A 12,727-nucleotide genomic window follows, 5' to 3' on the forward strand; every position below is an offset into this window, starting at 1 on the left:
CCGGATTACACATCCACCTCCACCGCATCCCCGCGCAGCTCCATCAGTTCGCGGCGTGCGGCGGCTTCGCCTTTGCCCATGAGCTGGGTGATGCGTGCCTCGGTGCTGGCGAAGTCGAGGTCGCCCAGCTGCACGGGCAGCAGGCGCCGTGTGTCGGGGTTGAGGGTGGTTTCCCACAATTGTTCGGCGCTCATTTCGCCCAAACCTTTGAAGCGGCTGATCTGGCATTTTTCGCGCGGCACGCCGTCTTTGGCGCATTTGTCGAGGATCGCGGCGAGCTCGCCCTCGTCGAGCGCATAGTGCTTGCTTGCGGGCTTTTTGCCGCGCGCGGGCACATCGACGCGATACAGCGGCGGGCGTGCCACGTACACATGCCCGGCTTCGATGAGCTTGGGAAAGTGGCGAAAGAATAGCGTCAGCAGCAGCACCTGGATGTGCGAGCCATCGACGTCGGCGTCGCTCAGGATGCAGACCTTGCCGTAGCGCAGGCCCGACAGGTCGGGGCTGTCGTGCGGACCGTGCGGGTCCACGCCTATGGCCACGGCGATGTCGTGCACTTCGGCGTTGGCGAACAGGCGGTCGCGCTCGACCTCCCAGGTGTTGAGCACCTTGCCGCGCAGCGGCAAGATGGCCTGCGACTCCTTATCGCGGCCCATTTTGGCGCTGCCGCCGGCGCTGTCGCCTTCGACCAGAAAGAGCTCGTTGTAGCGCAGGTCGCGGCTTTCGCAGTCGGTCAGCTTGCCCGGCAGCACGGCCACGCCCGAGCCCTTGCGCTTTTCGACCTTCTGGCCGGCCTTCTGGCGGCTTTGCGCGGCCTTGATGGCAAGTTCGGCGAGCCTTTTGCCGTATTCGACATGCTGGTTCAGCCACAGCTCCAGCGCCGGGCGCACGAAGCTCGAAACCAGGCGCACGGCGTCGCGCGAGTTCAGGCGCTCCTTGATCTGGCCCTGGAACTGCGGGTCGAGCACCTTGGTCGAGAGCACGTAGCTTGCGCGCGCAAACACATCCTCGGGCAGGAGCTTGACGCCTTTGGGCAGCAGCGCGTGCAGTTCGATGAAGCTCTTTACGGCCTGGAACAGCCCGTCGCGCAGGCCGCTGTCGTGCGTGCCGCCGGCGCTCGTGGGGATCAGGTTGACGTAGCTCTCGCGCACCGGCGCGCCTTCTTCGGTAAAGGCCACGGCCCAGGCCGCGCCTTCGCCCTCGGCAAAGCTGTCGTGGCCGGCGTCGGCGAAGCCCGCGCCCTCGAACACCGGGATCACGGGCTCGGCGCTCAGGCTTTGCTGCAAATAGTCGAGCAGACCGCCCTTGTACTGCCAGCTCTGGCTGTCTTTTTTCTTTTCGTCGATGAGCTGCACCGTGACGCCGGGCATGAGCACGGCCTTGCTGCGCAGCAGGTGTACCAGCTCGCCCAGCGGCAGCGCGTCGGACTCGAAGTAGCGGCCGTCGGGCCACACGCGCACCGTGGTGCCCTGCTTGCGGTCGCCCTCGGCGCTGCCCTGGTTGGGGCGCACGCTGAGCGGCTCGAGCACGTCGCCGCCGGCAAACACGATGCGCGCGACCTGCCCGTCGCGGTAGCTCGTGACTTCGAGTCGGCGTGCGAGCGCGTTGGTCACGCTCACGCCCACGCCGTGCAAGCCGCCCGAAAAGCTGTACGCGCCGCCCTGGCCTTTGTCGAACTTGCCGCCCGCGTGCAGGCGCGTGAACACGAGTTCGATCACGGGGGCGTTTTCTTCGGGGTGCAGGCCAAAAGGGATGCCGCGCCCGTCGTCCTCGACGCTCACCGAGCCGTCGGCGTGCAGCGTGAGCTTGATGCGTCGGCCAAAGCCCGCGAGTGCCTCGTCGGCAGCGTTGTCCAGCACCTCCTGCACGATGTGCAGCGGGTTGTCGGTGCGCGTGTACATGCCCGGGCGCTGCTTGACGGGCTCGAGCCCCTTGAGCACGCGGATCGAGCTTTCGGCATACGCACTGGTGGAAACGGTTGACGCTTTGCTTGCCATGGCGGCGGATTGTAGTGCGGCGGGAAAAATGGCTGTATGAAACACCAGTATTGTGCGCACAATGGCGCACAATGGCGCACAAAAAAGCCGCAGCTTGCTGCGGCTTTCGTAGCGTGAAGCGCCTGTGTTTACTTCAAAATCTCGTCATCGTGCTCGCCGATGTAGGGCGATGGGCCGGGCTGTCCGGGCACGGTGCGGCTGAAGCGCGGTGCGGGCGCAGGCTGCAGGATGCCTTCGCGTTCGAAGAAGGTGCCGCGCGCGCGGTTGTGCGGGTGCTGCGCCGCTTCTTCGAGCGTGAGCACGGGCGCAAAGCATACGTCCGTGCCCTCGAGCAGTGCGCGCCAGTGGCTGCTGGGTTGGCTGCGGAAAATGTCGGCGATCTTGCGCTTGAGCCCGGGCCAGGCGGCTGGGTCGCGCTGGCGCGAGAGCGCGAAGTCGGGGTCGGTGATGCCGAGCTTTTCGAGCAGCATGGTGTAGAACTGCGGCTCGAGCGAGCCGATCGAGATCCACTGGCCGTCGGCGCATTCGTAGGTGTCGTAAAAATGCGCGCCACCGTCGAGCAGGTTGGACTGCAGCTTGTTCTGCCACAGCCCCAGCGCCTTGAGGTCGCAGACGATGGAGGTCAGTAGCGCCGCGCCATCGACGATGGCGGCATCGACCACCTGCCCTTTACCCGAGTTGCGCGCCTCGAGCAGCGCGCACACGATGCCGAATGCCAGCATCATGCCGCCACCGCCGAGGTCGCCGACCATCGCCGGCGGCGCCACCGGGCCTCCTTGCGCGCGGCCAATGGTGCTGAGCGCGCCCGAGAGGGCGATGTAGTTGATGTCGTGCCCCGCGGCCTGCGCCATCGGGCCGTCCTGCCCCCAGCCGGTCATGCGGCCATAGACCAGGCGCGGGTGGCGCGCGAGCAGCACGTCGGGCCCCAGGCCCAGGCGTTCCATCACGCCGGGGCGGTAGCCCTCGATGATGGCGTCGGCGCCGTCGATCAGCTGCAGCACCTTTTCTTTGTCCTGCGGGTCTTTGAGGTCGACCGCGACCGAGCGCCGGCCCCGGTGCAGCACACCGCGGCGGCCACTGGCCAGAAAGGCGCCCTCGCCGCGGTCCTTGCCTTTGTCGGCCTTGCGGTCGAGCCGGATCACGTCCGCGCCCATGTCCGACAACATCATGGCGCAAAAAGGGCCGGGGCCGATGCCGCCGAATTCGATGACTTTCAAGCCTTTGAGGGGGCCACTCATGAAGATACTCCTTGGATAAATGCCGCTGTGCCTGCAGGTTTTCAGCCGAGCCAGCGTTTGCGGCGTTTGTAGTGCTTGATGTCGCGGAAGCTCTTGCGCGCGCCTTCGCGGTCCAGCCCGAGGTAGAACTCACGCACGTCTTCATTGTCGCGCAGCTCCTGCGCCTGCCCTTCGAGCACGATGCGCCCGCTTTCCATGACGTAGCCGTAGTCGGCGATTTCGAGCGCCACGCGCGTATTCTGTTCGACGATGAGCAGCGCGAGCCCTTGCGTGCGCAGTTTGTGCAGCACGGCAAAGACCTCTTCCGTCATGCGCGGCGCGAGGCCCAGCGAGGGCTCGTCGATCAGCATGAGCTTGGGCTGGGCCATGATCGCGCGGCCGATCACGAGCATTTGCTGCTCTCCGCCCGAAAGATAGCCCGAGGTGCGCTTGCGCAGGTCGGCCAGGCGCGGGATGGCTTCATAGACACGTTCCAGCGCCTGGCGCATCGCGCCTGCAGACGGGAACATGTGCCCGCCGATGATGAGGTTCTGCTCCACCGTCATGTGCTGCAGCACGCGCCGGCCTTCCATGACGTGCACGAGCCCGCTGCGCACCACAGTTGCCGGATCCAGCCCGTGAATGGGCCGGCCCTCGAAGGTGATGGCGCCACCCGAGACGCGCCCGTCTTCCGAGTCGATCACGCCCGAGATGGCCTTGAGCGTGGTGCTCTTGCCAGCGCCGTTGGCGCCCAGCAGCGCGACGCAGCCGCCCGCGGGAATCTGCAGCGACACGCCCTTGAGCGCGAGGATGACCTCCGAATAGAGCACCTCGACGTTGGCGAGCGCGAGCAGTGCTGCCGGGGCTGCGGCCCCGGCTCCGGTCTGAACCTGCGCTGTCACCACTTGGGCACCGTAGGGATGGGCACGTCGCCGGCGGCACGGACGACCTTGCCGTCTTCCTTCATGGTCACGATGTTGAGCTTGGAGCTGCCCGTGGGGAAGGGGTTTTCGGGGCTGAAGTCCATGCCCGGCAAGATGCCCATGAGCTCGGCGCTGGTGAACTGGGTTTTCATGAGGGTGTCGTGCATCGCCTGGCCCGTGACCTTGTCGGCGCCTTGGCTCTTGATCGTGTGTTCGACGGCACGCGCGGCGGCCATGCTCTGTGCCAGGCCCATGATGGTCATGGCGTTCCAGCCCGACTTGAGGCCGTATTTTTCTTGCAGCATGCGGTAGAACTTGCGCGCCGGTGTGTCGCTCTCGCTCGCGTCGGCGATGGCGCCGATTTCGTAGTCGCCGGCAAAGCCGTTCGGGCTCCCAAGGGCTTTGGACGAGGCGACGAGGCCATTGTGCAGCGACAGCACGATGGGGATGTTTTTGCCCAGCGCCTGCAGCGCACGCTTGGTGGCCACGGCCTGCGCAGTATTGCTCTGGATAAAGATCACGTCGGTGCCGGCATTGGCCAGGCGACGCACGGGCAGCGTGATGTCGGTGGGCTGCACCTCGGTCCAGATGGCTTCGACGAACGTGGCCTTGTCAGGGTGCGCTTTGGCATAGCTTTGCAGGCCCTTGGCCTGGTCGGCATAAGCGGGCGTGGCCTCGGACGTGATGACGCCGACCTTGACCGGGCGCTTGCCCTCGAGTTTGGTGCTGCGGTACCACTCCAGGAAACCGCCGGCTTCGTGCGCGTAGGTGGGGCGCAGGTTCAAGGCCCACTGGTTGGGCTTCCAGCCGAAGCCGTAGGTGGCTGTGGCCAGCAGCATGGGGATTTTGTCTTCGGGCAGGCGCTGCTGCAGCGCTGCGGCGTCGCTGCCGCCGAGGCCGAGCACGAGCACGGGCTTGAGCTCGGCCTTGATGCCGGGCCACAGGCTGGAGGTCTGCGCGACGTCGTAGCGCGTGTCGAAGGTTTTGATGGCGATCTGCGCGTTGAGCTTGCTGCCGACTTCTTTGTTCCACCACTCGAACACGGCCGCGCGCGCACCGGCCATTTCAGGCATGACGTTGGCATAAGGCCCAGCGAAGTCGGCCAGGCCCGCGATGTTGATGGTCTTGGTCTGCGCCAGCGCCGGGGCGTTCAGGGCCAGGCCTGCGGCCAGTGCGGCCGATAGTCTGAGAAAGGTGTTGCGTTGCATGAAAGTCTCCAGGTAGTTGCAGTGGGGAGGGGAAAGGATGGGTTCCAGGAAGTCAGTGATGGAACGGCCAGAGCCGGTAGTTGAGTTTGAGGATGTTCCAGCGGTGCATCAGCCCCTTGGGCTCGAGCAGCAGGAACAGCGTGATGATGAGGCCGAGGAATACGTTCATGCTGGCAAAGATCAGGTCGCTGCTGAGGCTGGGAATGCGCTCGACCAGATCGGGGCCGAGGCTGGTGATGGTCTCCTGCACGCCGCGGATCAGCACCGTACCTAGCACAGCGCCGACGATGGAGCCCAGGCCGCCCACGATCATCATCGCGATGAACCAGATCGAGTGGAACAGCGTGAACTGATCGACCGAGACGTAGCGCACCTGGTAGGCCCACAGAGCGCCGCCTATGCCTGCATAGAACGCGCCGAGCACGAAGGCGCGCGACTTGGCACCAGCCACGTCTATGCCCATCATGCCCGCAGCGACGTCGTCGTCGCGCACGGCCACGAAGGCGCGGCCGTGGCGGCTGCGCAGGATGCCGAAGGCACCGAACACCATGACCATGGTGACGACGAGGAACAGGTAGTAGAGCGAGCGGTCGGTGTCGAACACTATGCTGCCCAGGCGCGCGGGCTCCAGGCTAAAGCCGGTCACGCCGCCGAGCCAGGCCGAGGGCAGGTTCAGCACCAAAAAGTGGAAGATGAACTGCGCCGCAATGGTGGTCAAAGCCAGGTAAAAGCCCTTGATGCGCGCCGCCGTGAGGCCGAACAGCCAGCCTGCGAACCCTGCTACCAGCCCCCCCACGGGAACCGCGATCCAAAAGGGCAGCGCCGTCTTGGTGGCAATCACGCTCGCAGCGTAGGCGCCCACGCCCATGAAGGCCGCTTGGCCAAGGTTGATCTGCCCGGCGTAGCCCGTGGTGATCTGCAGCCCAATGACGACGATGGAGGTCACCAGCATGAGGTTGGCCACGGCCACCAGGCGTGCCGATGCCAGCCAGGGGTACAAAAAGAGCAAAGCGACGAACAGCCAGAACATCACCCATTGCGGGCGCGTGCGTATCAGCGCGCGGTCTTGCGCGTAGCTCGTGGGGAAGATGCCAGAGGGATCCATGTTTTTAGACTCTTTCGATGCGTTTCCAGCCGAACATGCCGGTAGGACGCACCACCAGCACCACCAGCATGAAGATGTAGGGCACCACCGCAGCGGCGTTGCCGCCGATCAGTGGGTCGATGTAGGCTGCAGTGAGCCCCTGCACGATACCGACGATGAGACCGGCGAGCAGCAGGCCGGCGATCGACTCGAGGCCCGCGAGCAGTGCCACGGGCAGCGCGGCAAAGCCGATTTCCGAGGACAGGAAGGTGAGCGACTTGCCGCTCAGATAGACCATTGCGGTGACGACCGAGAGCACGCCACCGAGCGCCCAGGCAAAGGCGATCGAGCGGCGCACGCTGATGCCCATGGAGAGGGCAATCTGGTGGTCTTCGGCCACCGCGGACATGGCCAGGCCGTTGCGGCTGTGGTTGAAAAACCAGTGCAGCCCCAGCGCAGCAAGCACCGCGATGACGCCGCCCGCGGCGAGCGCGCGCGGCACGATCATGTCGAACACGATCAGCGGCGCGAGCGGAAAGATCGCTGGGAACTGCCGCTCCTGCGGGCCCCAGATCACGAGCACCAGGCCGCGCATGAGGATCAAGAGCCCGATCGTGACCATGATCATGGAGAACACCGACTCGCCGATCAGGCGTCTGAACAGCAAGCGCTCGATGAGCAACCCGACCACGACCGCGATCAGCAGCGCAACGCCTATGCCCAGCGCCGGATGCAGGCCGCGCGACTGGATCGCCCACCAGAGCAAAAACGCGCCGAGCACGATCATTTCGCCCACGGCCATGTTGAAGACCTTGCTCGCGCGGTAGATCACGACGAAGCCCATGGCGACGAGCGCGTACAGCATTCCGAGCAGGGCGCCATTGAGAGCGTAGTTGAAGAATTCGGTCATCATGCTTGGGCACTCCGGGCGTTGCGTCCCCCTGCGGTCTGGGGTTCGATGTCGGTGGCGACGACGGTGGCGCGCAGCACGCCTTGGCGGCCGTCTTGATAGGTCACGGCGATCTCGCAGGGGATCTCTGCGGCTCCTGCATACAAGCCCTCGATGAGTGCTTGGTAGCGCTGCGCGAGGAATTCCCGGCGCAGCTTGCGCGTGCGCGTGAGTTCGCCTTCGTCGGGGTCGAGTTCCTTGGGGAAGTTGGCAAAGCGCACCACGCGCGAGCCCTCGGGCAGGAACTGGTTGATACGGCGGATCTCCTCGCGCACCAGCTCGCGCACCTCGGGGCGTTGCGACAGGTCGGTGAAGGTCGAGAACGCGATGCGCCGCTCCTCGGCCCAGCGGCTCGTGACGGCCATGTCGATGTTGATCAGCGCGCCGACCCAGGGGCGGCTAGCGTCGCCGAGCACCATCACGTCCTTGATGTAGGGCGAAAAGCGCAACCGCGTCTCGATGAACTGTGGCGGGTACAGGTGGCCGCTCGCGAGTTTGACGAGGTGTTCGACGCGGTCGAGATAGACGAGCTCGCCGCGCTCGGTCTGGCGCACCGCGTCGCCGCTGAGGTACCAGCCGTCGCGCAGGATGGCGGCCGTCTTGTCGGGCTTGTGCCAGTAGCCCAGAAACCCCGTGCCGCCGCGCAGCTGCAGCTCGCCGTTGTCGGCGATGCGCGCCTGCAGCGGTTCGCCGAAGGTGGGATCGACGTCGAGCAGCGGGCCCACGGTCTCGAGGTTGTAGCACTCGCCGCGGTGGCCCGCGATCAGGCCGAACTCCGAGCAGCCGTAGATGTTGCGCAGGCCCACGCCCATGGCATGGAACAGGCGGAACACGTCGGGCGCCATGGCAGTGCCGCCCGAGACGGCGATCTTGCTGTGGATGAAGCCGAACTGGTCGCGCAGCGGGTGCAGCACCAGCGCCTCGGCCAGCGGCAGCAGCAGGCGGGCGGCGAGCGGCGCCGCGCGCCCTTCGAGCCGGGCCACGTGCACGTCGTGGCCCACGCGCAGGCCCCAGCGGTAGACGCGGCGCGCCAGCCAGCCAGCGTCCAGCATGCGCGCTTCGATGGTCGCGGCGATGTTTTCCCACTGGCGCGGACCGAAGAGCACGATGTGCGGCGCGAGTTCGCGCAGATTGGGCAAGACCTGGTCGGGCGCCTCGGGGAAGTTCACCACCAGGGGCGTGATCAGGCCCAGCGTCACGCCCAGCAACTGCTCGGTCACCCAGGCCAGCGGCGTGTAAGAGAGGTATTCCATGCCCTCTTGCAGCGGCAGCGCGCTTTTCATGCGCAGCGCGTTGTCTATGAGCCAGCGGTGGCTGATCATCACGCCCTTGGGCTTGCTCGTGGTGCCCGAGGTGTAGGTCAGCAGCGCCAGGTCGTCGGCCTGGCCGTCGGCGATTTCGCGCGCAAAGCGCTGCGGCTGGCGCTCATGCTGGCGCGCACCTTCGGCGCTCAGTGCATCGAGTGAGTGCAGCAGCGGGTGCCGGTACGACCACATGCCTGCGTCGTCCCAGTACGCGATGCCACGGATGTCGGGCAGCCGGTCGAGCACCGAGAGCGCCTTGTCCACCTGCTCCTGGTCTTGCGCGAAGATGAAGCGCGCCTCGGAGTCTTCGCTGAGGTAGTGGAGTTCGTCGGGCGTGGCGTCGGGATACACAGAGACGGTCTTGGCGCCGAGCGCCTGCGCGGCGAACAGTGCCCAGAAGTGTTCTGGTTCGTTCTCGCCAATGATGACGACCGTCTCGCCGCGCTGCAGGCCTTGCGCCGCTGCGCCCAGCGCGATGTTGCGCACGCGCTCGAACACGTCGCCCCAGGTATAGGTGCGCCAGATGCCCTTGCGTTTGACACGCTGTGCCAGCCGCTGCGGGTGGTTTTGCGCGTGTGCGAGCAGCGTTTGCGGCAGCGTGGGAATGGTTTGCACGGCCGCGGGGGTGGAGGGGCGAACACTCATGCCGCGGCTCCCAGATAGGCTTTGACCACGGCCGGGTCGGCCTGCACCTGCGCGGGCGTGCCGTCGGCGATCTTGCGGCCGAAGTCGAGCACAGCCACGCGGTCGGCCAAGTCCATGACCACGCCCATGTCGTGCTCCACGAGCACCACGGGGATGTGCTTGGCTTCGCGCACGTCGATGATGAAGCGCGCAAGGTCTTCTTTTTCTTCAGTGTTCATGCCGGCCATGGGTTCGTCCATCAGCAAGACTTGGGGCTCCATCGCAAGCGCGCGGCCCAGGTCCACGCGCTTGCGCAGCCCGTAGCCCAGCGTGCCCACGGGCTGGTGGCGGATGCTTTCGATTTCGAGGAAGTCGATGATGTCCTCGACCACTTCGCGGTGCTGCGATTCTTCGCGCTGCGTCCACGGAAAGTAGAGGAAGGACTGCAGCAGGCCCGAGCGCATGAGGCTGTAGCGGCCCACGAGGATGTTGTCGATCACGCTCATGTTCGAAAACAGGTGCGTGCCCTGGAAGGTGCGCACGATGCCATCGCGCGCAATCTGGTGCACCGCACGGCCCTTGATGCTTTTGCCGCGGTAATGCACCGTGCCTTCCTGTGGCAGGTAAAAACCGCTGAGCACGTTCATGAGGGAGCTTTTGCCGGCGCCATTGGGGCCGATGATGGCGAGCAATTCATCGTCGCGCACATCCACCGACACTTCGGAAAGCGCGGTGACGCCGCCGAAGCGCAGGGTGACGTTTTGTGCTTGCAGCACTGTGGCCTTGGCGGCCCCCGCAGAGGTATTTTTGTCCATGGAGTGGGAGTGAGCAGAGGCCATCAAGAGAAGGCATTGATGCCGGTCAGCGCGCGGCCGATGATGAGTTTTTGAATCTCCGTCGTGCCATCGGGGATGGGCATCATGCGGGCGTTTCTGAACAGCAATTCCACTCCGAACTCCTTGGTGATTCCGTTGCCGCCGTGCACTTGCAGGGCTTTGGAGGCCACATCCACCGCCATTTCGGTGGCATACCACTTGGCCATGGCGCTTTGTACTTCGCTGCGCACACCGTGGTCAATCAGGTTAAACGCGCGGTACACGAGCAGGCGCGCGGCGTCGAGCTCGGTGGCGGCTTCGGCCAGCATGCCCTGGATCAACTGGTGGCCGCCGATGGGTTTGCCGTGCTGGCGCCGTTCCTTGGCGTAGGCCACGGCCTTGTCGAGCGCGGCCTGCGCGATGCCGATCGAGGTCAGGCCCACCATGGGGCGGGCTTTTTCGAACAGCACCATGGTGTTCTTGAGGCCTGCGCCGGGCGTGAGCATCATGTTTTCGGCGGGCACGCGCACATGGTCGAAAAAGAGTTGCGCGGTCGAGGTGCTGTTGAGGCCGAGCTTGTCGATGTTGCGGCTTTCGTAGCCGTGCTCAGCGCGGTCCACGAGGATCATCGAGAGGTTGCCAGAGCCTTCGCTCGAGGTGCGCACGATGACCATGCAAAAGTCGGAGTAGTGGCCGTTCGAGATCCAGGTTTTTTCGCCCGTCACGATGTAGTGGTCGCCTTCGCGCTGCGCGCGGCAGGTGACCTCGGCCACGTTCGAGCCCACGCCCGGCTCGCTGATGCCGCTGCACGCGATGATCTCGGCGCGCACCATGCGCGGCAGGTATTTCTTGCGCATGGCCTCGTTCGGGCAGACCTCGAGCGAATACGCGCCGAGCTGCTGGATCAGGAGTGAAATCGCCACGTCGCCCGAAATGCGCGCGAGCTGCTCGTACATCAGCGCGTAGGTCAGCCAGGGCAGCCCCATGCCGCCGTTTTCTTCCGAGATCAGGCCGTTGCCGCCCATGCCATAGGGCAGCATCATCTGGAAAATCTCCAGCATGCGTTCTTTTTCGATGAGCTTGTCGGGCTGGTAGCGCTGCACGATGGGGCGCAGCTTGTCCTCAAGAAAGCGGGTGAAGCCTTCGACGGCCATGCGTTGTTCTTCGGTGGGCAGAAAGTTCATGATGGGCTCCGCGCGGGTGCGTTGGTGAAATGGGACTGGTAGGTGCGGGGCGGCTCAGCGGCCCAGGATGGTGATGGCGGCCACGGCTTCCTCGATACCGTAGAGGCCGCCGCCGTTTTCGGCGATCGCCAAGCGTGCGCCTTGCACCTGGCGCGCGCCGGCCTCGCCGCGCAGCTGTTGCACGAGTTCGTGCAGCTGGCCTATGCCGGTCGCGCCTATGGGGTGGCCCTTGGATTCGAGCCCGCCCGAGGTGTTGATGGGGATGCGTCCGCCGAGCGTGGTTGCGCCGCGCTCGGCGAGCGGCCCGCCTTCACCGAAGGCGCAAAAGCCGAGGTTTTCGCTCTGGATGATCTCGCCGATCGCGGTGGCGTCGTGCACCTCGGCCACCGAGATGTCCTTGGGGCCGACGCCGGCCATTTCGTAGGCTTTCTTGGCCGCATGCACGGTGATGTGCTGGCCTACGTCCTCGGGGCGGCGGTTGGTGCCCGTGGCCACCACCGAGGCGAGCACGCGGATCGCGCGCTGGCGCTGCCCGAGCCGGGCGAGCGCGGCTTCAGAGCAAACGATGGCCGCCGCGGCGCCGTCGCTGACGGGCGCGCACATGGGCAGCGTGAGCGGGTAGGTGATGGGCGGCGCGGCCAGCACCTCGTCGATGGTGTAGGCGTTGCGGTACTGCGCGAGCGGGTTGTGCACCGAATGGCCGTGGTTCTTGGCCGAGACCGCGGCGATCTGGCGCTGCGTGGTGCCGAACTCGCGCATGTGAAAGCGCCCGAAGGCCGCGTAGATGTCCATGAACAGGCTGTACGGCGCCTTGGACGTGCTGCCTTCGGGTGGCACGATGCCGTGGCCCATTTGTAGCAGCGTGCTTTTGTTTTGCTCGACCGTGGAGACGTCCCAGGCACCGTCGAACACGCCAAACATCTTGGCCTTGTCGGTGCAGAACATTTTTTCGGCGCCCACCGCGAGCGCGATCTCGCCCGCCCCGGAGCGCACGTACTGCACCGCGAGGTGAAAGGCCGAGCTCGCGCTCGCGCAGGCGTTCTCGACGTTGAAGATGGGAATGGCCTCGAAGCCCATGGTGCGCAGCGCGATCTGGCCGCGCACCATGGTCTGCCCTTCGAGCGCGCCTTGGGTGGCGTTGGAGAAAAACGCCGATTCGATGTCGGCCACGGTCAGACCCGCGTCCGCGAGCGCCGCGTGCACGGCGTCGGCCGTGAGCTGCTTGATGCTCTTGTCGAGGAACTTGCCGGTCGGCGTCATGCCGATGCCGGCAATGTAAACGGGAGGCTGGGCGTGGCTCATGGAGGGCTCCTGAGTTACAAAAACAATAGCGAAAAAATAATATTAAAAAAGGGCTTTTGCGCTCATGAATGAAGCGCAAGCAGCTATCTTTTTGGAGTGGATTTTTCAAAAATTCGGGCG

General features: G+C 65.4%; 10 protein-coding genes. All 10 read right to left on the bottom strand.

The features are described from left to right. Positions 1 to 5: 5 nt before the first annotated feature. Positions 6 to 1,997, bottom strand: a complete 1,992-nt coding sequence (locus FK527_RS13615; protein WP_144734929.1) for a DNA topoisomerase IV subunit B — start codon at positions 1,995 to 1,997, stop codon at positions 6 to 8. Between the two features lie 128 nt (positions 1,998 to 2,125). Next, positions 2,126 to 3,235, bottom strand: coding sequence for a CaiB/BaiF CoA transferase family protein (locus FK527_RS13620; RefSeq protein ID WP_144734932.1), 1,110 nt, complete (start codon positions 3,233 to 3,235; stop codon positions 2,126 to 2,128). 41 nt (positions 3,236 to 3,276) lie between these two features. Then, the gene (locus FK527_RS13625; RefSeq protein ID WP_222116157.1) at positions 3,277 to 4,116 is read right to left on the bottom strand and encodes an ABC transporter ATP-binding protein; all 840 of its coding nucleotides are present in this window, start codon (positions 4,114 to 4,116) and stop codon (positions 3,277 to 3,279) included. Next, positions 4,113 to 5,345, bottom strand: coding sequence for an ABC transporter substrate-binding protein (locus tag FK527_RS13630; protein WP_144734935.1), 1,233 nt, complete (start codon positions 5,343 to 5,345; stop codon positions 4,113 to 4,115). Before FK527_RS13630 ends, FK527_RS13625 begins: the two co-directional genes overlap by 4 nt. A gap of 52 nt (positions 5,346 to 5,397) precedes the next feature. Next, on the bottom strand, positions 5,398 to 6,450 hold the full coding sequence (locus FK527_RS13635) for a branched-chain amino acid ABC transporter permease (RefSeq protein WP_144734938.1): 1,053 nt from the start codon (positions 6,448 to 6,450) through the stop codon (positions 5,398 to 5,400). Between the two features lie 4 nt (positions 6,451 to 6,454). Then, entirely contained in the window at positions 6,455 to 7,342 is an 888-nt protein-coding gene (locus FK527_RS13640) for a branched-chain amino acid ABC transporter permease (RefSeq protein ID WP_144734941.1), read from the bottom strand. Continuing rightward, positions 7,339 to 9,327: an AMP-dependent synthetase/ligase gene (locus FK527_RS13645; RefSeq protein WP_144734944.1), complete on the bottom strand. Its 1,989-nt coding sequence runs from the start codon at positions 9,325 to 9,327 to the stop codon at positions 7,339 to 7,341. Before FK527_RS13645 ends, FK527_RS13640 begins: the two co-directional genes overlap by 4 nt. Then, positions 9,324 to 10,121 (bottom strand): ABC transporter ATP-binding protein, encoded by a 798-nt coding sequence (locus FK527_RS13650; protein WP_144734946.1) that lies wholly within the window; start codon positions 10,119 to 10,121, stop codon positions 9,324 to 9,326. The genes FK527_RS13645 and FK527_RS13650 overlap by 4 nt, the downstream gene beginning before the upstream one ends. A 23-nt stretch (positions 10,122 to 10,144) precedes the next feature. Next, entirely contained in the window at positions 10,145 to 11,305 is a 1,161-nt protein-coding gene (locus FK527_RS13655; protein WP_144734949.1) for an acyl-CoA dehydrogenase family protein, read from the bottom strand. Between the two features lie 54 nt (positions 11,306 to 11,359). Further along, positions 11,360 to 12,607: a thiolase family protein gene (locus FK527_RS13660; RefSeq protein ID WP_144734952.1), complete on the bottom strand. Its 1,248-nt coding sequence runs from the start codon at positions 12,605 to 12,607 to the stop codon at positions 11,360 to 11,362. Positions 12,608 to 12,727 lie beyond the last annotated feature (120 nt).

Origin of the sequence: Extensimonas perlucida, assembly GCF_007655255.1 — a bacterium.
Classification (GTDB): Bacteria; Pseudomonadota; Gammaproteobacteria; order Burkholderiales; family Burkholderiaceae_C; genus Extensimonas; species Extensimonas perlucida.